General features: G+C 64.0%; 18 protein-coding genes. 1 reads left to right on the top strand and 17 read right to left on the bottom strand.

Annotated elements, in window-relative coordinates; all coding sequences use genetic code 11:
* Positions 1-2: 2 nt before the first annotated feature.
* The 6 genes from AOQ71_RS33195 to AOQ71_RS33220 form a co-directional block, all read right to left on the bottom strand.
* Positions 3-3,458, bottom strand: coding sequence for an adenylate/guanylate cyclase domain-containing protein (locus tag AOQ71_RS33195; RefSeq protein WP_083514660.1), 3,456 nt, complete (start codon positions 3,456-3,458; stop codon positions 3-5).
* 168 nt (positions 3,459-3,626) lie between these two features.
* Positions 3,627-4,664, bottom strand: a complete 1,038-nt coding sequence (locus AOQ71_RS33200) for an ABC transporter ATP-binding protein (RefSeq protein ID WP_057756155.1) — start codon at positions 4,662-4,664, stop codon at positions 3,627-3,629.
* Positions 4,657-5,637 carry an ABC transporter ATP-binding protein gene (locus AOQ71_RS33205; protein ID WP_057756157.1) on the bottom strand — a complete coding sequence of 327 codons (981 nt, stop codon included), beginning with the start codon at positions 5,635-5,637 and terminating at the stop codon, positions 4,657-4,659. Before AOQ71_RS33205 ends, AOQ71_RS33200 begins: the two co-directional genes overlap by 8 nt.
* Positions 5,634-6,455 (bottom strand): ABC transporter permease, encoded by an 822-nt coding sequence (locus AOQ71_RS33210; RefSeq protein ID WP_057756160.1) that lies wholly within the window; start codon positions 6,453-6,455, stop codon positions 5,634-5,636. Before AOQ71_RS33210 ends, AOQ71_RS33205 begins: the two co-directional genes overlap by 4 nt.
* Positions 6,452-7,375 carry an ABC transporter permease gene (locus AOQ71_RS33215; RefSeq protein WP_057756749.1) on the bottom strand — a complete coding sequence of 308 codons (924 nt, stop codon included), beginning with the start codon at positions 7,373-7,375 and terminating at the stop codon, positions 6,452-6,454. The genes AOQ71_RS33210 and AOQ71_RS33215 overlap by 4 nt, the downstream gene beginning before the upstream one ends.
* 60 nt (positions 7,376-7,435) lie before the next feature.
* Positions 7,436-9,025: an ABC transporter substrate-binding protein gene (locus tag AOQ71_RS33220; protein ID WP_083514699.1), complete on the bottom strand. Its 1,590-nt coding sequence runs from the start codon at positions 9,023-9,025 to the stop codon at positions 7,436-7,438.
* A 215-nt stretch (positions 9,026-9,240) separates the two neighbouring features.
* On the opposite strand from AOQ71_RS33220, the gene AOQ71_RS33225 reads away from it, so the two are divergent.
* The gene (locus AOQ71_RS33225) at positions 9,241-10,125 is read left to right on the top strand and encodes a hypothetical protein (RefSeq protein ID WP_057756163.1); all 885 of its coding nucleotides are present in this window, start codon (positions 9,241-9,243) and stop codon (positions 10,123-10,125) included.
* Positions 10,126-10,246: 121 nt separating this feature from the next.
* Here the strand turns inward: AOQ71_RS33225 and mtnK are convergent, their stop codons facing one another.
* The 11 genes from mtnK to AOQ71_RS33280 form a co-directional block, all read right to left on the bottom strand.
* Complete coding sequence (gene mtnK / locus AOQ71_RS33230) at positions 10,247-11,527, bottom strand: S-methyl-5-thioribose kinase (protein WP_057756166.1); 1,281 nt, start codon at positions 11,525-11,527, stop codon at positions 10,247-10,249.
* 33 nt (positions 11,528-11,560) lie between these two features.
* Complete coding sequence (locus tag AOQ71_RS33235) at positions 11,561-11,908, bottom strand: hypothetical protein (protein ID WP_057756169.1); 348 nt, start codon at positions 11,906-11,908, stop codon at positions 11,561-11,563.
* A 179-nt stretch (positions 11,909-12,087) separates the two neighbouring features.
* A complete protein-coding gene (locus AOQ71_RS33240; RefSeq protein WP_057756172.1) occupies positions 12,088-12,363 on the bottom strand; it encodes a DUF1467 family protein in 276 nt (91 codons plus the stop codon).
* A gap of 9 nt (positions 12,364-12,372) precedes the next feature.
* Positions 12,373-12,777, bottom strand: a complete 405-nt coding sequence (gene mce / locus AOQ71_RS33245) for a methylmalonyl-CoA epimerase (RefSeq protein ID WP_057756175.1) — start codon at positions 12,775-12,777, stop codon at positions 12,373-12,375.
* Between the two features lie 42 nt (positions 12,778-12,819).
* Complete coding sequence (locus tag AOQ71_RS33250; RefSeq protein ID WP_057756178.1) at positions 12,820-14,490, bottom strand: ribonuclease J; 1,671 nt, start codon at positions 14,488-14,490, stop codon at positions 12,820-12,822.
* A complete protein-coding gene (locus AOQ71_RS33255) occupies positions 14,490-15,296 on the bottom strand; it encodes a biotin--[acetyl-CoA-carboxylase] ligase (protein ID WP_057756181.1) in 807 nt (268 codons plus the stop codon). Before AOQ71_RS33255 ends, AOQ71_RS33250 begins: the two co-directional genes overlap by 1 nt.
* A gap of 1 nt (position 15,297) precedes the next feature.
* A complete protein-coding gene (gene nuoN / locus AOQ71_RS33260) occupies positions 15,298-16,734 on the bottom strand; it encodes an NADH-quinone oxidoreductase subunit NuoN (protein WP_057756183.1) in 1,437 nt (478 codons plus the stop codon).
* A 22-nt stretch (positions 16,735-16,756) separates the two neighbouring features.
* A complete protein-coding gene (locus tag AOQ71_RS33265; RefSeq protein WP_057756185.1) occupies positions 16,757-18,265 on the bottom strand; it encodes an NADH-quinone oxidoreductase subunit M in 1,509 nt (502 codons plus the stop codon).
* Positions 18,266-20,374, bottom strand: a complete 2,109-nt coding sequence (gene nuoL, locus AOQ71_RS33270; protein WP_057756188.1) for an NADH-quinone oxidoreductase subunit L — start codon at positions 20,372-20,374, stop codon at positions 18,266-18,268.
* Positions 20,375-20,382: 8 nt separating this feature from the next.
* Positions 20,383-20,691, bottom strand: a complete 309-nt coding sequence (gene nuoK / locus AOQ71_RS33275) for an NADH-quinone oxidoreductase subunit NuoK (protein WP_008547737.1) — start codon at positions 20,689-20,691, stop codon at positions 20,383-20,385.
* Positions 20,688-21,326 carry an NADH-quinone oxidoreductase subunit J gene (locus AOQ71_RS33280; protein ID WP_057756191.1) on the bottom strand — a complete coding sequence of 213 codons (639 nt, stop codon included), beginning with the start codon at positions 21,324-21,326 and terminating at the stop codon, positions 20,688-20,690. The genes nuoK and AOQ71_RS33280 overlap by 4 nt, the downstream gene beginning before the upstream one ends.
* Between the last annotated feature and the right edge of the window lie 55 nt (positions 21,327-21,381).

Here is a 21,381-nt window from a genome sequence, read left to right on the forward strand (position 1 = left end):
GCTCAATCCTCGGCATCATTTCCGGACATGCAGCTTGCACCGACGTCGGCCTTTATGCGGGCGAGAAGCTTCGAGGCCGTCTTGAACTCAAGCGTCGATTGACCCTCCGTCACGCCGGACAGAGCTGGCGAAAGGATCTTGTAGGCGGCGTCCATCTTGCTTTCGGCATGCCAGCACGCTGCCTGGGCGGCCGCGGCGCGCAGCTCCCAGAGCCTGGCCCCCTGCCCTCTGGCGATCGCTATCGCTTGGGCAAGCCACAGGTCTCTTTCAGTCGCGCTTGCCGCGCAAACCAGGGCCCGCATCCGCATGATCTCCGATTTGCACCAGGTCTCACCCGTCAGCTCCACCAGCTGGAATGCCCTCTCCAACAACATGAACGCCTCGGCGTGCTGCGCTTGCTCGTGGTGCACTTCCGCAGCCACGGCCATGAAGAATGGCAGGATGACGGAGTGACCGGCCTCGTCCAGTTCCGCAATGTGGCGCCTCATGGCTTCCAGATGGCTGACCGAGGCTTGGGTCCGCGACAACGCCCATGACTGGAAAAAGCCGCCTTCACGCTTTCCCAGAAAGGTTTCGTGGTCCCTGTTGACTTCCAGAAGCCGTGCGGAAAGCGCTGCACAGCCCTCCACGTCGCGCGACATGATGCGCTGTACGCATGCCCTCCTCATGGCAAGCACCAGCGTTATGACGTGATTGAGCGATTCCGCATGCCTCACGCCTTTCATTGCCGTATCGCAGCCGGATTCGGGATAGCCCATGGCGGTCTGCGACATCCCCATGATCGTATACATGGATGCCTTCATGTCCCGGCTGGCCAAATTGGCCTCGGGACCATCCCGATCGACTTCATAGTCGGTCAGCAACCTGGAGAGCACGTCGCAGGTTTCGCTAAACTGTCCGCGGATGAAATGCGCCAATCCGGCAGCGCGCAACGACATCACGTCCGACCGGGACCCGGAAAGGTTTGTATCCTGGTGAAGGTTTCGAATATCGGCGGCGCATCGAGACAGGCTCTCCGCATCCGAATGCGTAAAATAGTAATTAATGAGACCGTCGTAGACTCTCAGGAGAGATACGGCATCACCGGTGCGCAGGCCCAATGCACGAGCCCGCTCATAGCAGGTCAGGACCTCTGCGCTGCCCGATCCACGAAGATCTATCAGTGCCCGACCGAGCTGCAGTTGCAACATCAGCTCTCGTTCAGCGCTCTGCGCCTCGGATGGAAGCAGCTCTTGCTGACGCAGGGCATTCTTCAAATGGCTGGCTTTCTCAGCCAGCGCCGAGCGACCCGACGCCTTTTCTGCGGCAAGCAGATAGTACTTTATCGACCTCTCGGGCTCGCCGGCCTCTTCAAAATGCAGCGCCAACGCCTCGGCGTTGGTGACCGGGCTATGTTCGGCAGCTCCTTCCAGCAGCAAAGCGAGGCGGAGATGCAGGTGCCGCCTGCGATTGCGCAGAATGGAGTCATAGGCCGCATTCTGGACCAGGGCGTGCTTGAACGAATAGGCGCTCTCGGGCGCGTAACCGCGGCCATTCACGAGCCCGGCCGCGGTCAGCTCGTTGAGTGCGGCAATCAAAACGCCCTCATCGAGGTCACTGATGCTCCTGAGAACGTCGAACGAAAACTCTCGTCCGATCACCGATGCGGTCTGGGCCACTTCCTTCGCATCGGGATGACGATCCAATCGCGCAGTCAGGGATGCATGGAGCGAGGGAGGAACCAACGAACGTCCCACGCCGACCTTGAGCTGGTCCAGTTGGATTTCCAGCACTGACTTGGTCAGCTCCTCGATGTGCAGCGGTACCCCATCGGAGCGGGATACGATTTCATCGATGATTTCTGCGGACAGGGCATGCTCGCCAGCGACCGCGCCGACAAGCAGGGCTGCGTGACGCCGGTCGAGCCCGGTCAGCATCAGGTGGGTCACCTGCGGACGGGTGATCCAGGGTGGCCGGAACTCCAGGCGACCGCTCGCGATCACCATGAGAGGAAATTGATCTATTTCGTCGACCAGCCTGTCGATCAGATCCAAGGTCACCTGATCCGCCCAATGCAGGTCTTCAAAGACAGCCAACCTGGCGGATTGAGCCGTCTGCATTCTCAGCAGTCGAATGATCGACGCCAGGGTCATGTCCCTTTTTTTGCGCGCCGACAAGTCGAGCGGCAGGCTTGGCGCTGGCATGGAAATCGAAAGAAGGTCGCCGATCAGGAATCCATCGATTTCCGTCGCGCCGTATTCCGCGAGCAGAAGCGCCAACTTCTGCGACCTCACGGACATCGAATCTCCGCCCTCGATCTTCGCGGCGAGTTCGATGTGGCGGATGATCGGATAGAGCGGAGCGTCCTGCTGGTGCGCCGAGCACGAGAATTGCAGCGGCGGAAGTCGATCTCCTTCCTGGCTTGCATCTTCGAGGACCGAAATGAGCCTGGATTTCCCGACCCCGGCTTCACCGATCAGCAGACACATCACCCCCTGACCGGCGAGAACCTGTTCCCATCGGCGCAGAAGCAGGCTCTTCTCCTCCATTCGGCCGACCAGCGGCGTCTCGATCGAACGAAGGGCCCTGAAACGGCTCTCGATGATATTTTCCTTGGTGACCGCCCAGGCCGTGACCGGCCCTGCCAGGCCTTTCAGGTCCAGGGGCCCCAGGCGCCGGTATTGAAAGATTTCGCCGGTCAGTCGGCGGGTCGCCTCATCGATCACCACCGCGCCGGTGTCCGCGATGGCCTGCAAACGCGCCGCGAAATTCGGAGTTTCGCCGACCGCGGTCTGCGAATCCCTGTCGCCATCCACGATAGCGCCGATCACGGCGATGCCCGTCGCGATACCCACCCGACAGCTCAGCGAGCCCGCAGGCCCGGCCGGGGTGCTCAGACGATGAACGGCCTCGACCGCAAGCAAGCCGCTCCGCACCGCGCATTCGGCGTCGTCCTCGTGCGCGCTTGGATAGCCAAAATATGCCAGGATGCCATCGCCAATGTAGCGAGCGACATATCCTCCGTTTTCGGTGACCAGGTTCGTCACACAATTGTGGTGCGCGGAAATCGCCTCGCGCAGATCTTCCGGGTCCAGCCTCGTTCCAAGCGCTGTCGACCCAACCAGGTCGACAAACATGACCGTGAGCCGGCGACGCTCGACCTGCGGCTTTGCGCTGGCCTTGACCGGATCGGCCGCCTCGCGATCTTCGGGAAACTCCTTGGCGCTCGTCTGGCCGCAGACAGAGCAAAAGCGCGCGCCCGCAGCATTCTGGTGTTCGCACGAGGCGCATTGCCAAGACAGAGGCATGCCGCAGTCTCGGCAAAACTTGGAGCCGGTCGCAACATGCAATCCACAGCGCGAGCAGAGCATTTCCACCTGCTGATCCGGACCGTACCACACCACGCTTGGTCCCGACAAAAGCTTAAGGTCGTGCCGGCCCGCTGTCACGTGGCGGCACGGGTATTGCGTCAAAATCATTGCCGTTTCGGCCGCCACCGCCCGCGCATGGGACGGCCATGCCGACGGCGTCTGATCCCCTAACCGGGAAGACTCAGCCCATCGCCATAGTCCGGTTTTGCCACACTGCGGTCAGAGGTTGTCAACCCTCGTTCCACAACCCCGGAGACCGCAGAGCGGCGGTGCGCTCTATGCCTGGGTATGCCCATTGTCGCCCGACGCCATTGCCGCCTGCCCGGCGATCTCCTCGCTCCGCCAGCACCTGACTGCATGCCCGTCTGGCCGTGTCTCCAGCACCGGTCCCGGCTCATGGCGGCACAAATCTTCCGCGTAACGGCAGCGCGGGCTGAAAGCGCATCCGTTGGGCGGATTGAGCGGGTTGGGAAGATCTCCGCCCGTCGTCGCCAGCGGTGCATGGTGGAGCGGATCGGGGATCGCCGCGATCAAAGCGCGCGTATAGGGATGCGCAGGCCGCTCGAAAATCTCGCGCCAGTCGCCGTTCTCGACGATGCGGCCGAGATACATCACGGCGACGCGGTCGCTCATATGCTCGACGACGCCGAGATCGTGGCTGATCATGATGTAGGACAGACCAAGCGTGTCCTTCAACTCCAGGAGCAGGTTGATGATCTGGGCGCGGATCGAGACGTCGAGCGCCGACACCGGCTCGTCGCAGATGACGATCCTGGGGTTGAGGATCAGCGCGCGGGCGATGCCGATGCGCTGGCGCTGGCCGCCGGAGAATTCGTGGGGGTAACGGTCGGCCTGTTCGGGCCGCAGGCCCACGTGCCGCAGCATGGTCGCGACGCGGTCCTCGATCTCGCTTCTTGCGGTCACGCCATGCACGCGCAGGGGATCCTCCAGCGTGCGACGCACCGTCTGGCGCGGATTGAGCGAGGCATAGGGATCCTGGAACACCATCTGCACGATACGGGCGAGCGCCTTGCGATCGCCCGACGGCCTGCCCGTGATCACCTGCCCGTCCAGCACGATGCGGCCGCGCGTCGGCGCCAGAAGACCCAGGATCGACAGGGCGACCGTCGACTTGCCCGAACCGGACTCGCCGACGAGGCCGAGGCACTCGCCGCGTTTCAGATTGAGATCGACGCCGTCGACGGCGCGGAGCATCCGCCGGTTGCGGCCCAAGAGGCCGCCTCCAACTGGAAAATGAACCGCGAGATCCTCGACGCTGAGAATGAGATCGTCCTTCCCCCGCGGCTCATGCATGGTGGTGGCACCTCACCAGGCCGCCAGCCTCCAGGAGGTCCGCCGTCGGCGCAACGCTCCTGCAAATGTCGGTGGCATGGGCACAGCGCGGATTGAACCGGCAACCATCAGGGAAATTGGTGATGGCGGGCACGACGCCCGCAATCTCCTTGAGCCTGCTCCGGCCCAGGGCTGCGCGACTGCCCAGCCGCGGCAGCGAGTCGACCAGGCCCTGAGTGTAGGGATGCGAGGGCGTGCGGAAAATATCTGCGGAGCCGCGCTCCTCGACGATGCGGCCGGCATACATGACGGCGACGCGGCGGCAGACATTGGCGACGAGGCCAAGATCATGGCTGATCATCAGGATCGCCGTGCCGCGCTCGGCGCAGAGATTGCGCATCAGCTCGATGATCTCGGCCTGAACGGTGACGTCGAGCGCCGTGGTCGGCTCGTCCGCGATCAGCAGGTCCGGGCCGCAGGCGAGCGCGATGGCGATCATGACGCGCTGGCGCATGCCGCCGGAGAGCTGATGTGGATAGTCGTTCACGCGCCGCTCCGGCGCAGGCACGCGAACGCTGGCCAGCGCCTCGACCGCGAGCTGATGGGCTTCACGCCAGCTGTTGCCCTTGTGCAGCACGAACATCTCGGCGATCTGCCGTCCCACCGGCGAGACCGGGTTCAGCGCCGTCATCGGCTCCTGGAAGATCATGGCGATCCTGTTGCCGCGCAGGTCGCGCTGTGCGGCCGCCGAGAGGTGTTGGATCTCCCGACCGTCAAACCGGATCATGCCGGCACCGATCGACAGCGGCGGCCGCAGCAGGCCGATCAGGGCGAGCGCCGTGATGCTCTTGCCGCAGCCGGATTCACCGACGAGACCAAAAGTCTCGCCGCGGTCGATGCGGAAGGAGATGCCCTCGGCCGCGGCAACGCGCCTCTCACCATCGTCGAGATCGATGCGCAAATCCTCGACCTCGATCAGCGGCGCGCCGGTCATGTCCGCCGGCTCCGCGAGTGGGGATCGAGAATGTCGCGCAGGCCGTCGCCGAGCAGATTGAGGCCGAGCACGGTCAGGAAGATGGCAAGGCCAGGAAACACCGACAGCCACGGCGCCGTGGTGATCTGGTCGCGGGCATCCGACAGCATGCTGCCCCAGCTCGGAAACGGCGGCCGGACGCCGAGGCCAAGGAACGACAAGGCCGCCTCCGAGAGCACCGCGCTGCCCATGCCGAGCGTGCCGATGACGACGATCGGCCCAAGCATGTTTGGCAGCAGCTGCGTCATCATGATGCGCAGATCGCCATAGCCGAGTACGGTCGCCGCCTGCACATAGCCCTGGTTCCGCAGCGACAGCGCCGAGGCGCGGGCGATGCGGCAGGTGAAGGACCAGTTGGTGAGGCCAAGCGCGATCAAGAGGCTGGTGAGGCCCGGCCCCAGCACTGCCATGATGGCGAGCGCAAAGATCAGCGAGGGGATCGCGAGCATGACATTGGTCAGGGCATTGACGACGTCATCCCACCAGCCGCCCCAATAGCCGGCACTGAGGCCAAGTGCGACGCCGATGACGCTGTTGATGAGCTGTGAGACGATGCCGACCGTGAGCGAGACGCGCGCGCCATAGACGACGCGGGAATAGATGTCGCGACCCTGATCGTCGGTGCCGAACCACCAGGTCCAGCTCGGCGGCTCCTCCGCGTTCATGAGGTTGGCATCGAGGACGGGGTCGGTATGGGCCAGCCAAGGGGCGAGCACGCCGACCAGAACCGCAAGCGCGAACAACGTGCCACCGATGACGAGATTGGCGCGCAGCTTCATGCGTATCTGATCCTCGGGTCGATCACGCCGTAGAGCAAATCGACCAGCAGGTTGATCGCGAGAAAGGCCAGCACCACCACGAGAATGGAGCCCTGGACGGCAGGAATATCACGCTGCAAGACACTGTCCACCAGCAGCGAGCCGATGCCCGGCCACGAGAACAGCTTTTCGACGACGACCGCCTGCCCCATCAGCCCGCCGAATTGCAGGCCGACGGTGGTGAGAATGATCACGAGCGCGTTGCGCATCACATGCCACTTCACCACGCGCGTCTCGCTCATCCCCTTGGAGCGCGCGGTGCGGACGAAATCGGCCGTCATGATCTCGAGGACGGCGGCGCGCGTGGTCCGGGCAAACAGCGCCATCGGCGAGACGCCGAGGGTCAAGGCCGGCAGCAGCAGATATTTCAGGCCGCCATCGCCATAGCCGAAACTCGGCAGCCAGCCGAGCTTCAGCGCGAAGACATACATGATCACCAGGCCGAGCCAGAACTTGGCAATCGACAGCCCCGTCACCGCGACGATCATCGCCGCACTGTCGACGAGGCCGCCCGGCCGCAACGCGGCGATGAAGCCGAGCGGCACCCCGAGCACGACGGAAAACGCCATGGCCGCGAAGATCAGCTGCAGCGTCGGCCATGCCCGCTTGGCGAGCATCGCCGTAACGGGCTCGCGTGTCCGGAACGAGGTCCCGAAATCGCCGGTGGCGAGCTTGGCGATATAGGCACCGAAACGCACATGGACAGGATCGTCGAGGCCGAGCTGTTTCTTCAGGCGCAACTCGACCTGCGGATCGGCGTCATCGCTCATCGACGAGACGATGCTGCCGGGGACGACGCTGAACAGAACGAACACCAGCAACACGACGGCGAGCACGGTCGGGATGGTTTGCAGCAGACGACGGATCAGGAAGGAGAGCATCGGCACTTTCTTCCGCCCCTCCACCGCTTCCATCGCGATGGAGGAGCACGAGAATGCGTGTCATTTCGCGGGCGAAGTGTCGTCGACCCACAGCTCCTCGGTATTCTGATGGGTCAGCTCCGTCGGGTTCTTCTGAATGCCGTGGAGCCAGGGCTGCACGGCCATGACGGCCTTGTTGTAGTTGAAGAACCAGACCGGCGCCTCCTCATAGAGGAACGCATTGGCCTTTTGCAGTAGCTGCGTGCGCTTGGCGCTGTCGTCGGCCTGTCCCGCCTCGTCGAGGATCTTGTCGAAGTCGGGATTCCTGAAATTCATGTAGTTGCAGGCCGGCTGCGGCGTCGACGAGTGGAAGCATTTGAGGGCAGCCAGCGGATCCGGTCCGCTCTGCTGCGAATAGATGAAAGCCTGGTAGTCGCCGGTGCGCACCACCTCCGCCAGCACCGCGGTCTCGACCTGCTTGACCTTCACCTTGATGCCGACCTTGTCCAGCATCGGGATGACCGCCGAGACAATCGGCAGGCCCCAGCTTTCATTCTGGCTGGTGGTCCATTCGAATTCGAAGCCCTGGGGATAGCCGGCCTCGCTAAGCAGCTGCTTGGCCTTGGCGGGATCATAGGGATACGGCTTCATCGTCTTGTCGTAGGCGGGCGAGGTCAGCGGCAGCCAGCTGGTGGCGCGATAGGCCTTGTCCTTGACCAGCTTGCTGATGATCAAATCGGAATCGATGGCGTAGTTGATCGCCTGCCGCACGCGCTTGTCGGCGAACGGCTTGAAGGCGGGATTCATCCCCATGTAGCGCGTGAAGACCTCGGCGACCTCGACGATGGTGCCCTTGAGATTGGGGTCGGCCTGATAGGCGACATACTGCGCCGGCCCGAGCACCGAGGTATCGATTTCCTTGTTGCGGAAGGCGACATCGCGCGCCGCGGCCTCGCCCATGATCGAGACGATGACCTTGTCGGCATAGGGCTTGCCGGGCTTGTAGAACTTGTCCCACCGCTCCAGGACGATGCGCGAGCCCGGCACGTGCTCGACGAACTTGAAGGGACCGAGACCGATCGGGTGCTGGATGAAGCTGTCCTTGGCGCCCTCGTCGGCAGGATAGATCGAGGTCAGCGCGGTGAAGAAATAGAAGCCGGGATCGACCTTTTCGGTCAGCTTCATCTCGAGGGTGAAGTCGTCGATCTTCTTCAGGCCGGAGATCTCCTTGGCCTGGCCCTTCTCGACCGCGGCTGCGCCCTCGATGATCCGGACATAGCGCGCGCCGGGATAGGCTTTGGTGCCGTCCATGATGCGGTTGAAGGTCCAGATGATGTCGTCGGCCGTCATCTTGCGGCCATCGTGGAAATAGGCGTCGTCGCGGAGCTTGAAGGTGTGAACGAGACCGCCGCCCGAGACGACGACCTCCTTCGCAAGCTCCGGAACCGGCTTTCCTTCCGCGGAGTCCCAGGTGTAGAGCGAGCGATGCAGCGCCTTGGCGTAGATCTCGTCCTGGGCGCGCTGGGTGGTGTGGATGTCGAGGCTGGTGAAGCTCGAACCGTAGGGCGCGGTCATGCGGATGGTCCCGCCCTTGCGTGGGGTCTGGGCCTCCGCCGATCCGGCAAGTGCCAGTGCCATCCCCGCGACGATCGCCGTCATCCTGAACATCATGTGGTCTCCCAATAGCGCAGGTATTTCGATCACGGATTTGATCATTCACTGCCCGTCGAACGCAAGCTTCGTTTTGAGGGCGGCCAATGCCGGTTCCTGAGGCAGGGCGCCTGATGACGCGGTGCGTCATCGCGCCGCCAGGGGCAGTGAACATTCTTCGCGATCGACGCGACCAAGCCTGGGATCGTTATCTGAGCCCCGGGAAACGCGAAACAATGATGCGCCAAACGTTAGGTATCTTGCTCGCGGGCAGCCTGGTTGCCGCGACGGCGGCGATGGCGATCCCCGTCACGCCGGATCCCGACAGGGACGGTCCCGCTGACGGCATCGACGTCGGCTGGTACCGCAGTTCGGGATCAAACACCTATGTCGACGAAACCTGGTGGGCGACCAGGAACCGCTGCACGCCTGATTATCTCGGCGAACGCTTGATCTGCGGCGCGCTGCGGATTTTGGCGCGGGCCACCAGCCGGACCTTCGAGGCCAAAATGTCCGATGATGCCGGCCTGCCGCTGCCGGCCAGCTGGGAGCTGATGACCGCAAAGAACGCCTTCTTCATCCGCTCGGGTCACGTCGAGACGCCGCTCGATCTCGCAACCGTAGCCAGCTTCTATCGCGCCGCGCTCGGACAGCGCGGCTGGATCGAGAAGGACGGCGCGGTGATCAAGCCTGACAGGGCCGAGATCGCCTTCACGACACCGGACGGACCGGCGATGCTCCGGCTCACTCGCCAGGACAACAGGACCATCGTCGACCTGTCCGTGCGCAAGCGTGCGAACGCGACGGCCGGTATCCCGCCCAAGCCGGGGCAAGTGAGGCTGATGCTCGGCAATGAGACCGATGAAGCGGCCGTCGTCACCGTCAACGAGCGGACCATCAGCCTGGCGCCGCATGTGGGAGAAAAACTGGCGCATACCGACGACGCAGCGAGCGAAGGGTCTGATATCCAAAAGATCGATCTGCCGCCGGGAAAGCACACGATCACTGTCAAGGTCGCGGGCAACGCAGCCCGGAGCCGGGAGCTCGAGGTCGCAGCAAATGAGACCTGGGGTCTGCTGGTCGGCCCGGACGGCGCTCCGCTGCCGATACGGCTGTATTGAGCGCGACGCTGTCTCCCCGNCGTCATTGCGAGCGCAGCGAAGCAATCCAGAATCTTCCCGCGGCAGCAAGTCTGGATTGCTTCGCTGCGCTCGCAATGACAGAGCGCAAAGAGGCGCTCCGTCAGCCCGACAGCTCCGGCTGCCAGTCCCGCAGCTTCCGCGCCGCGCCGGTGACGTCGGCGACCGTCCGGAACGCTGCCGCCTCCACCATCATCCCGCGTGCGAGCCTGACGGCGCGCGCCTCGCTCACCGCCCGCTGGCGCGGATCCTCGATCAGCTCGAAATCGATGTTGTGGGCGAGTCCGAAGATGCGGCGAATGGTTTTGGCGGCGGCGAAACCGACGGTGTCGGTGAACAGGCGCTGCATGTAGGCTTGCCGCTCGGCTTCGAGCCGCATCGCGCCCTTTTCGCCGGCAAAGAGCGAGACCGGATAGGCATCGCCGCTCGCCTCCGACCGCCAGAGCTCGAGGAATTTTCGCGCGAATTCGTTCCAGACCTGGTCGACCGTCTCCAGCACCCAGGCTTCGAATTCGTGCCGCACGCCCGGCGCGCGCTCATGGCCGGCGGAGGCGAAATAGGCCATCAGGAGATTGGCGAGCACTGCGCCGACATCGAACCCAATCGGACCGAAGAAGGCGAATTCGGGATCGATCACCCGCGTCTCTGACGCCGTCACCATGATCGAGCCGGTGTGGAGATCGCCATGCAGCAGCGCCTCCGGGCTCGCCATGAATTTCAGCTTCAGCCTGCTGATCGCGACATGGAGCTCCATGTCCTCGCACAAGGATGCGGCGAGGCCATCGAGATAGGGTGCGGTCCAGCGGTTCTGCTCGGCGATGCGATAGGGGTCGGTGAAGATCAGATCCTCGGTGATCTTGCAGAGCGCATGATTGCCGGCGAAGGCCGCGATGGCTTCCTTCTTCTCGGCGGCCGCGAGCGCGAGGTCGGAGGTGAAGAACAGCGTCCGCGCCATGAAGGTGGTGATGTCGTCGACGAAGCGCGGATATTGCACTCCTGCGACCAGGCCCTTGCGCATGATGATGTGGGGCTCGAGCAGCTCCATCACGGTGAGCGCGAGTGTCTCGTTGTGATGCAGCAAGGCCGGCACCAGGCGAGGTGCAAGCTTGGCCTGCCGGGACAGTGCGAGATATTCGTAATGGGCCCGCGACAGCGGCAGCGGCCAGCTCTCGCCGACGAGGCGGACGTAAGGCAGCGCCTGCTTCACGGCGATGCCACCGCCGGCGCCCTTCACGATGAAGACGAGATTGAGATTGCCGTCGCCGACCTCGGTGATGGACCAGGCGGTTGGCGCGCCGCCAAGCAGCGCCGCGATGTCGGGCAGGCCCGCGAGATAATCCCGCAAGGCTGCTTCCTGAAGAATCCGATAAGCTCCCTGCCCCATGACGATCCCTTCCCGCCTGTGTCGGCCGGATCGTTACTCCCGCTCCAGGAAGCTCGAGCCGATCTCGGCCTTTCTTTTGATCGGATCGTAATCACAATAAACGCTGTCCGCCACCAGCGTGTAGCTGGCGTAGACGCTGTATTTATCTGTCTTGACCGAGTTCAGGCCGATCACCGAGGTGCTTTTGCCGCCATTCCACTTGAACGGTGTCGAGCTCTTGGCCTGCTCGCAGGCCAGCACGGCCTCGTTGAAGACATAGCCCTCGACGAACGCCTTCAGCGTTCGCACCTGCACAGCCATTTTCCACTCGACATAGCCGACGGCTCCGAGGCCGGCGACCACAAGCACCAGCAGCGCGACGACGATCCTCTGAAAAGTCATTCGTTCCCCCAGTATACGAACTATCTCCGCCCGTCATTGCGAGCCAACGGGTCCGCGCAAAGCGCGGCCCGATGACGGGCTCCGCGAAGCAATCCAGAATCCCTCCGCGGCAAGACTCTGGATTGCTTCGCTGCGCTCGCAATGACGGGCTTGGCTGACATTCCCTGTGCCTTACTTTCCTAAAACGGCATTCCCATCATCTTCGACAGCCGCTCGAGCGAGAGGTAGCCGGCGTGATAGGCGGCAAGCCCGAGGCCGTAGATGATCGCCGAGATGATCGTGGTCCAGATCAGCTTGCGCTTCATGCCGGTCAGGACAGGCGCGCCAGGGTCGGTGCCGGGCGCGCCGATACCGTCCTCGTGCTGGCTGCGCACGCCGAACGGCAGCGTCAAGAACAGCGCGATCCACCAGATGACGAAGTAGATCGCGAGCGCGGTTGAAATCTGGACGGCCATGATCCGGTCTTAAGCCTGCTCGATCTCGACCAGCGCGCCGGAAAAATCCTTCGGGTGCAGGAACAGCACCGGCTTGCCGTGGGCGCCGATCTTCGGCACGCCGTCGCCGAGCACCCGCGCGCCCTCCTTCACCAGCGTATCGCGCGAGGCGATGATGTCGACGACCTCGTAGCAGACGTGGTGGATGCCGCCGTCGGGGTTGCGCTCGAGGAATTTAGCGATCGGCGAGGCCTCGCCGAGCGGCTCGATGAACTCGATCTTGGTGTTGGGGAGCGTTGCGAACACCGTGGTGACGCCGTGCTCGGGCAGCGGCACGGCCTCGGAGATCACCGCGCCGAAGGCCGCGCCGTAGATTTTTGCGGCCTTGACGGCGTCCTTGGTCGCGATCGCGACGTGGTTGAGGCGACCCAGCATGTTCCTTCTCCCTTAGCGCGTGATGCGAAGACCACGCTCAGCCTACACTGTCAGGACGTGGACCAGACAGGGGGGCTTCTTGCCCCAATGTTCGTTGATGACGGCCCGGACGGCGCGTCGCACCGATTCCGCCAGCGCATCCGGATCCCGCCGGCGCGCCTTCGGCAGGCCCTCGACCGTGGACATCACGGCATCGAAAACCAGGTCGTCAAAAATCTCGCCCGCCCTGTTCTTTTCGGGGATTCCGACCAGATCGACCTCGGGCTCGTCGGCAAGCTCGCCCTGCGCGGTCATGGCGATGGCGACGAAGGCGCAGCCGGAGAATGCCATGCGGCGGCGCTCGACCACGGCACGGGACTTGGAATCCTCGAGAATGGTGCCGTCCTTGTAGAGCCGGCCTGAAGGCACCTCGCCGACCACGCCCGGATCGCCCGGGCCGAGCTTGACGAGGTCGCCGTTGCGAATGACCAGCACGCGCGGCACGCCGGCGGCGCGCGCGAGCTTGGCGTGCTCGTTCAGGTGCAGGGCTTCGCCGTGGACGGGGATCAGGAGCTGCGGCTTTACCCAGGAGATCATGTCGCGCAGCTCATCGCGGCGCGGATGGCCGGAGACATGGACCAGATGGTCGCGGTCGGTGAGGACCTCGACGCCCTGCAGCACCAGATTGTTGATGATCGAGCCGACCGCCTTCTCGTTGCCCGGGATGGTGCGCGAGGAGAAGATCACGCTGTCGCCGCGATTGAGCGTGATCTCAGGGTGGTCGTCATTGGCGATGCGGGCGAGCGCCGCGCGGGGTTCGCCCTGGCTGCCGGTGCACAGCGCCAGCACCTTGTCCTGCGGCAGGTGGCCGTAGACCTCGGGCGAACGGAAATTCTGCACGCCGTCGAGATAGCCGGTCTCGCGCGCGACCTGCACCACGCGTTCCATGGCGCGGCCGACCACGACGACCTCGCGGTCAGCAGCTTTGGCCGCATCGGCGACGGCCTTGATGCGCGCGACGTTGGAGGCGAAGGTCGTGACCGCGACGCGACCCTTTGCTGATTTCACGAGATCGATGATGGTGCGGGCGACCTCGGCTTCCGACGGCGAGCGGCCGTCACGCACCGCGTTGGTGGAATCGCCGATAAGAGCGAGCACGCCCTCCTCGCCGAGCTCGCGCAGCCGCTTCTCGTCGGTCGGACGTCCCAAGGTCGGGGTCGGATCGATTTTCCAGTCGCCGGTGTGCAGCACCAATCCGGCCTCGGTGTGGATCGCCAGCGCATGCGCTTCCGGAATCGAATGAGCGACCGGGATGAACTCGACATTGAACGGGCCGACATCGATTCGCCCCCCCGACGGGACCACGGTGACCGGGATCACGGGCGCATTGCGCTCGGCGGCGCATTTGGCCTCGAACAGCGCTGCGCTGAATTGCGTCGCGTAGATCGGGCATTTCAGTTTCGGCCAGAGGTCGATGATGGCGCCGAAATGGTCCTCATGGGCGTGCGTCAGCACCAGGCCCATCAGATTCTTGCGTTCCTTCTCCAGGAAGCTGATGTCGGGCATGATCAAATCGATGCCGGGCAGATGCTCCTCGTCGCCGAAGGAGACGCCGAGATCGACCGCCAACCAGGAACGCTGGTGGCGGTTGCCAAGGCCATAGATCGACAGGTTCATGCCGATCTCGCCGACCCCGCCGAGCGGCGCAAATACCAGTTCGTCGGCCCTCGCCATCACGCAGCTCCCACCGACCGGGCCGGCCCGAAGAACACTTCGCCCGCCGCCACGGGCACAAGGCGGCCCTCCGCGGTGCGGACGATCAGGCAGCCGGTTTCGTCGATCGTGTCGAAGATGCCTTCCAAGACCGTGGTTCCCGTATGGATCGCGATCGGCTCGCCCAGGCGGGCGGCGCGCTGCAGCCACAGCTTACGGATCTCGGCAAAGCCGCGGCCATTGTCCCAAATGCCGCGGAATTCGACCCAGGCGTCCGACAGCGCCGCGAACAGCTCTTCCGCGCTGATCTGGACGCCGAGGGCTGCGAGCGACACAGCGGGCGTCGGCATGCCTTCTGGCGCCGCCACGATGTTGGTGCCGATACCGACCACGATGGCGAGGCGATCGCCGACAGCTTCGGCCTCGAGGCCAATGCCGACCAGCTTCTTGCCGTCGGCGAGGACGTCGTTGGGCCATTTCAGGGCGTAGCGCGGCCTGCCCTCGCCGAGCCGTAGCGCGGCCTCGAGGCTGACCTTCTCCAAGGCGGCCTCCTCGGCCAGCCCGGCGGCGAAGCCGATCGTAGCAGCCACCGCAGGGGCGACGTCGAGGACTTCGAGGACAGTGGCGGCGAGATTACCTTTGGGCGCAATCCAGGGGCGCTGGCGGCGACCGCGGCCGGCGGTCTGCTCTGATGTGACGAACCAGATCGGGCCGCGTTCGCCGGCGCGGGCCGCTTCGATGGCGTCGGCATTGGTCGAGCCGGTCCGCTCAAGGACGGCGAGCTTGTAGCCCGCCGCGATCGCGCGAGGACCGAGCGCGAACCCCATCCTAAAACAGCGATTTTGCTGCGGCGGAGGCGACGCTCACCACCGGGCCTGCAAACAGGGCGAACAGCAGGTTGAACAGGCCCGCGACCGCCAGCACCGTCTTGACCTCGACCCTGACGGGATCAACCTGGCCGGCCGGCTCGTCGAAATACATCGTCTTGACGATGGCCAGATAGTAGTAGGCGCCCACGACGCTGGAGAGCACGCCGATCACGGCCAGCGTGAACAAATTCGCCTTGATGGCGGCGACGAAGACGTACCATTTGGCGAAGAAGCCGGCGAGCGGCGGAATGCCGGCCAGCGAGAACAGCAGCATCGCGAACATGAAGGCGAGCAGCGGGTTGGTGCGGGAGAGACCGGCGAAATCGCTGATCTGCTCGACTGCCTGGCCGTTGCGCTTCATGGCGAGGATGATCGAGAACGAGCCGAGCGTCATCGCGACATAGATCACGATGTACATCAAGACGCCCTGCGCGCCTTCGACGGTGCCGGAGGCGAGGCCGACCAGGGCAAAGCCCATATGGCCGATCGAGGAATAGGCCATCAGTCGCTTGATGTTGCTCTGGCCGATCGCGGCGAACGAGCCCAGCGCCATCGAGGCGATCGCCACGAACACCAGGATCTGCTGCCATTGCGAGACGATGCCGGGGAACGCCGTCAGCGTGACGCGGGTGAAGACCGCGAGCGCCGCGACCTTCGGCGCCGAGGCGAAGAAGGCGGTGACCGGCGTCGGCGCGCCCTCATACACGTCCGGCGTCCACATGTGGAACGGCACGGCCGAGACCTTGAAGCAGAGGCCGGCGAGCAGGAAGACCAGGCCGAACACCAGGCCGACATTCGCTGCGGTCGCCGCCGTTGCGATGCCGGCGAAGCTGACGGTGCCGGTGAAGCCGTAGACCAGCGAGGCGCCATACAGCAGCATGCCCGATGACAGCGCGCCCAGCACGAAATACTTCAGGCCGGCCTCGGTGGACCTGGCGTTGTCGCGGTTCGAGGCCGCCACGACGTAGAGCGCGAGCGACATCAGCTCGAGGCCGAGATAGAGCGAGATCAGGTCGCCGGCCGAGATCAGCACCATCATGCCGAGCGTCGAGAGCAGCACCAGAATGGCGTATTCGAAGATGCGGCGCGACGCGTCAGCCAGGAACTCGGTCGACAGGATCAGCGTCACGGCCGAGCCGACCAGGGCCAGGATCTTCATGAAGCGGGCGAAGTCGTCGACGATGAAGCTGCCGCCGAACGTCACCTGCTTGCCCGCGGGCAGCGTGTATTCGAGCACGCCGACCAGGATCAGCAGCAGCACCGCGAGCGTCGTCACCGCGCCGGTGGTCCCCTGCCCGCGATAAGCGCCGAGCATCAGAAGCGCCATGGCGCCGATCGCGAGCACGATCTCGGGCAGCACCGGCGCCAGTTGATAACCTGCAGTCGTAATGCTCATGACGATATCCTGACCTGCCCGATCACTGGAGCAGTGCGGCGGCCTTCACGGCCGTCACAGCGGTGTTGTAGTTATTGACGAGTTGCTGAACCGAGGCGGCCGACATGTCGAGCACCGGCTTCGGATAGACGCCGAACAGGATCGTCAGCGCGATCAGCGGGAACAGGGTCACGCATTCGCGCAAGGTGAGATCCTTCATGCTCATCAGCGTCGGCTTGACCAGCGCCCCGAACACGACCTTGCGGTAGAGCCACAGCGCATAGCCAGCGGACAGGATCACGCCTGTCGTGGCGAAGAAGGCGGTCGGGATCGAGACCTTGAAGGTGCCGAGCAGCGTCATGAACTCGCCGACGAAGCCTGAGGTGCCGGGCAGACCGACATTGGCCATGGTGAAGACCATGAAGGTCAGCGCGTAGAGCGGCATCCGGTTGACGAGGCCGCCATAGGCCGCGATCTCGCGGGTGTGCAGGCGGTCGTAGACGACGCCGACGCAGAGGAACAGCGCGCCCGAGACGATGCCGTGCGAGATCATCTGGAACATGCCGCCGGCGACGCCCTGCATGGTGCCGGCGAAGATGCCCATGGTGACGAAGCCCATGTGCGCGACCGACGAATATGCGATCAGCTTCTTCATGTCCTCCTGCATCAACGCCACCAGCGAGGTGTAGATGATGGCAATCACGGACAGGGTGAAGATCAGCGGCGCGAAGTCGTGCGAGGCCAGCGGGAACATCGGCAGCGAGAAGCGCAGGAAGCCGTAGCCGCCCATCTTCAGGAGGATCGCCGCGAGCACCACGGACCCCGCGGTCGGCGCCTCGACGTGCGCATCGGGAAGCCAGGTGTGCACCGGCCACATCGGCATCTTCACCGCGAAGGAGGCGAAGAAGGCGAGCCAGGCCCAGGTCTGCAACGACCGCGGCACGGCCGTGTGCATCAGGGTCGGGATGTCGGTGGTGCCGCCGTTCCAGTACAGCGCCATGATGGCGAGCAGCATCAGGACCGAGCCGAGCAGCGTGTAGAGGAAGAACTTGAACGACGCATACACCCGGCGCGGACCGCCCCAGACGCCGATGATCAGGAACATCGGGATCAGGCCGCCCTCGAAGAACAGGTAGAACAGCACGAGATCGAGCGCCGAGAAGGTGCCGATCATCAGCGTTTCCAGGATCAGGAACGCCATCATGTATTCGCGGACGCGGTTCGAGATCGCCTTCCAGCTCGCGATGATGCAGAACGGCATGATCGCGGTGGTCAGGATCACCAGCGGCAGCGAGATGCCGTCGACGCCCATGTGATAGGTGATGCCGGTGGCGAGCCAGGCAGACTTCTCGACGAACTGGAAGTCGGCATTACCAGGGTCGAAGCGCATCACCAGGATCACCGACACCGCGAAGGTGATGATCGTGGTCCACAGCGCGATCCAGCGCGAATTGCTCCTGCTTGCCTCGTCGTCACCGCGGCTCAGGTAGACGATGAGCGCGCCGACCAGCGGCAGGAACGTCGTGACCGAAAGGATGGGCCAGGTTGTCATTTACTGGCCTCCAAAGCCGAACATGAACCAGGTGATCAGGCCGGCGGCGCCGATCAGCATGGCGAATGCATAGTGATAGAGATAGCCGGTCTGGATCTTGACGACGTTGCGGGTGACATCCAGCACGCGGGCGGAGACGCCGTCGGGGCCGAAGCCGTCGATGATGAAGCCGTCGCCCTTCTTCCAGAGCTGGTAGCCGATCCACTTCGCCGGACGGACGAAGATGAGATCGTAGAGCTCGTCGAAGTACCATTTGTTGAGCAGGAACTGGTACAGCATCGGCTGCGTGTTCGCGAGCTCGACCGGCAAATACGGTTTGCGGATGTAGAAGGTGTAGGACACCAGGAAGCCGCCGACCATCATCAGGAAGGGCAGCCAGCCGAGCAGAGGCGGCATGTGCTCCATATCCTCGAGGATATGCGGGTTCATCTTCACGGACTCGCGGAAGAACTCCTCCACGCCGTGCGGACTGGTGAACAGCTCCTTGAACGGGAAACCGGCCAGCACGGAGCCGACGGCGAGCACACCGATCGGGATCAGCATCCAGATCGGGCTTTCATGCGCGGCTTCGTAATGCTCCTGGTCGTGGGGTTCGCCGAAGAAGGTCTTGAACACCAGACGCCAGGAATAGAACGAGGTCAGGCCGGCGGCGACGATCGTCAGCAGGTAGGCGTAGGTCGAGAACGGGTTATGCGAGGCATAGGCGGCTTCGATGATCGCATCCTTGGAGAAGTAGCCGGCGAACAGCGGGAAGCCGGTCAGCGCCAAGGTGCCGACGGTCATCACCGCGAACGTGTACGGGATCTTCTTCCAGAGGCCGCCCATGTTGCGGATGTCCTGCTCATGGTGCATCGCGTAGATCACAGAGCCGGAGCCCAGGAACAGCAGCGCCTTGAAGAAGGCGTGCGTGAACAGATGGAACATGCCGACCGAATAGGCCCCCGCGCCCATCGCCACGAACATGTAGCCGAGCTGCGAACAGGTCGAGTAGGCGACGATGCGCTTGATGTCGTTCTGGACGAGACCGACGGTTGCGGCGAAGAACGCCGTGGTGGCGCCGAAGAACATCACGACGGCCTGCGCGTTCGGGGCGAGCTCGAACAGCGGCGACAGCCGCGCCACCATGAAGACGCCGGCGGTGACCATGGTCGCAGCGTGGATCAGCGCCGACACGGGGGTCGGGCCTTCCATCGCATCCGGCAACCAGGTGTGCAGCAGGAACTGCGCCGACTTGCCCATCGCGCCCATGAACAGCAGCACGCAGGTCAGCGTCAGCGCATCGACGTTCCAGCCGAGGAAGTTGATGGTCTTGCCGGTGAGGCCGGGCGCGGCATGGAAGATGGTCTCGAAATCGGTCGAGCCGACCAGCGCGAAGATCGCGAAGATGCCGAGCGCGAAGCCGAAATCGCCGACGCGGTTGACCACGAAGGCCTTGATGGCGGCGGCGTTGGCCGACGGCTTCTGGTACCAGAAGCCGATCAGGAGGTAGCTCGCCAGGCCCACGCCTTCCCAACCGAAGAACAGCTGCACGAGGTTGTCGGCCGTCACCAGCATCAGCATGGCGAAGGTGAACAGCGAGAGGTAGCCGAAGAAGCGCGGCCGGTACGGATCCTCGTCCATGTAACCGATGGAATAGAGGTGCACGAGCGAGGACACCGTCGTCACCACCACCAGCATCACGGCGGTGAGCGTGTCGACGCGCAAGCTCCACCAGACTTCGAGCTCGCCGGAGAATATCCAGGGCAGCAGCTGGTAGCGGACGTCGTGGCCGTTGAAGCCGACATCCACCAGCGTCATCCAGGACAGCGCCGCCGAGACGAACAGCAGCGCCGTCGTGATCAGCTCGGCACCGCGCGAGCCGGCTGCGGCCGGCTCGGCCGGGCCGTGACCGTGGTCATCATGCCCGTCGCCGGGCTCGTGATGAGACTCGTGGATGACGGACGCATCCTCGTTGATCGTATCGGACGCATGGGCGTGCGCACCATGGCCGTGATCGCCGTGATGCTCGACCTCGTCGCCCGAGGGGTTGCGGCCGTGCGCGCCGACGAGCGAGATCAGGCCGGCCAGAATGGCGCCCAGCAGCGGCAGAAAAACGATTGCCTGAACCATTTGAGAGCTCAGCCCTTCATCAGATTGACGTCCTCAACCGCGATCGAGCCGCGGTTGCGGAAATAGACCACCAGGATGGCAAGGCCGATCGCGGCTTCGGCGGCCGCAACGGTCAAGACCAGCAGCGCGAAGACCTGACCGACGATGTCGCCGAGGAAGGTCGAGAATGCCACCAGGTTGATGTTGACCGAGAGCAGGATCAGCTCGATCGACATCAGGATGACGATGATGTTCTTGCGGTTCAGGAAGATGCCGAGGATGCCGAGCGTGAACAGGATCGCGCCGACCGCCAGATAATGTCCGAGCCCGATCGTCATTTCACCCACTCCGCCGCGTCGGCATCCGAGAGCCCCTGCCCCGGCGCCACCTGGCGCATCGCCATCGCCATGTCGGGCGTGCGTGCGTTCTGAACGTTGATGTCCTGCCGCTTCACGCTCGCCTTGTGGCGCAGAGTCAGCACGATGGCGCCGATCATGGCGACCAGCAGCACCATGCCCGCAAGCTGGAAGTAGTGGATGTACTTCGTATAGAGCACGAGGCCCAGCGCCTCGGTGTTCGAGACGTTGCTCGGGATCGGCGACGTGATGGTCTTGCTGACGGTCGGGTTGATGACCCAGGCGCCGACGGTCAAGAGCAGCTCGAACAGGAAGATGCCGCCGATCACGACGCCGACCGGCAGGTACTGGATGAAGCCTTCGCGTAGCTCGAGGAAGTCGACGTCGAGCATCATGATCACGAACAGGAACAGCACCGCGACCGCGCCGACATAGACGACGATCAGCATCATGCCGAGGAATTCGGCGCCCATCAGCACGAACAGGCCGGAGGCGTTGACGAAGGCCAGGATCAGGTACAGCACGGAGTGCACGGGATTGCGCGAGACAATCACCATCACGGCCGAGGCGACGCAGACGGCTGCGAAGAGGTAGAAGAACAGCGCGGGAAGGATCATCGAGAAACTCCCGTCATTCCGGGGCGCGCGCCAGCGCGAGCCCGGAATCCAGAGG

The organism is Bradyrhizobium manausense, from assembly GCF_001440035.1.
In the GTDB taxonomy this organism is placed as follows: Bacteria; Pseudomonadota; Alphaproteobacteria; order Rhizobiales; family Xanthobacteraceae; genus Bradyrhizobium; species Bradyrhizobium manausense.

Excerpts from the sequence above, each read along its gene's own strand:
- AOQ71_RS33195 (WP_083514660.1), bottom strand. The coding sequence starts at position 3,458 with ATGATTTTGACGCAATACCCGTGCCGCCACGTGACAGCGGGCCGGCAC.
- AOQ71_RS33200 (WP_057756155.1), bottom strand. The coding sequence starts at position 4,664 with ATGCATGAGCCGCGGGGGAAGGACGATCTCATTCTCAGCGTCGAGGAT.
- AOQ71_RS33205 (WP_057756157.1), bottom strand. The coding sequence starts at position 5,637 with ATGACCGGCGCGCCGCTGATCGAGGTCGAGGATTTGCGCATCGATCTC.
- AOQ71_RS33210 (WP_057756160.1), bottom strand. The coding sequence starts at position 6,455 with ATGAAGCTGCGCGCCAATCTCGTCATCGGTGGCACGTTGTTCGCGCTT.
- AOQ71_RS33215 (WP_057756749.1), bottom strand. The coding sequence starts at position 7,375 with ATGCTCTCCTTCCTGATCCGTCGTCTGCTGCAAACCATCCCGACCGTG.
- AOQ71_RS33220 (WP_083514699.1), bottom strand. The coding sequence starts at position 9,025 with ATGATGTTCAGGATGACGGCGATCGTCGCGGGGATGGCACTGGCACTT.
- AOQ71_RS33225 (WP_057756163.1), top strand. The coding sequence starts at position 9,241 with ATGATGCGCCAAACGTTAGGTATCTTGCTCGCGGGCAGCCTGGTTGCC.
- mtnK (WP_057756166.1), bottom strand. The coding sequence starts at position 11,527 with ATGGGGCAGGGAGCTTATCGGATTCTTCAGGAAGCAGCCTTGCGGGAT.
- AOQ71_RS33235 (WP_057756169.1), bottom strand. The coding sequence starts at position 11,908 with ATGACTTTTCAGAGGATCGTCGTCGCGCTGCTGGTGCTTGTGGTCGCC.
- AOQ71_RS33240 (WP_057756172.1), bottom strand. The coding sequence starts at position 12,363 with ATGGCCGTCCAGATTTCAACCGCGCTCGCGATCTACTTCGTCATCTGG.
- mce (WP_057756175.1), bottom strand. The coding sequence starts at position 12,777 with ATGCTGGGTCGCCTCAACCACGTCGCGATCGCGACCAAGGACGCCGTC.
- AOQ71_RS33250 (WP_057756178.1), bottom strand. The coding sequence starts at position 14,490 with ATGGCGAGGGCCGACGAACTGGTATTTGCGCCGCTCGGCGGGGTCGGC.
- AOQ71_RS33255 (WP_057756181.1), bottom strand. The coding sequence starts at position 15,296 with ATGGGGTTCGCGCTCGGTCCTCGCGCGATCGCGGCGGGCTACAAGCTC.
- nuoN (WP_057756183.1), bottom strand. The coding sequence starts at position 16,734 with ATGAGCATTACGACTGCAGGTTATCAACTGGCGCCGGTGCTGCCCGAG.
- AOQ71_RS33265 (WP_057756185.1), bottom strand. The coding sequence starts at position 18,265 with ATGACAACCTGGCCCATCCTTTCGGTCACGACGTTCCTGCCGCTGGTC.
- nuoL (WP_057756188.1), bottom strand. The coding sequence starts at position 20,374 with ATGGTTCAGGCAATCGTTTTTCTGCCGCTGCTGGGCGCCATTCTGGCC.
- nuoK (WP_008547737.1), bottom strand. The coding sequence starts at position 20,691 with ATGACGATCGGGCTCGGACATTATCTGGCGGTCGGCGCGATCCTGTTC.
- AOQ71_RS33280 (WP_057756191.1), bottom strand. The coding sequence starts at position 21,326 with ATGATCCTTCCCGCGCTGTTCTTCTACCTCTTCGCAGCCGTCTGCGTC.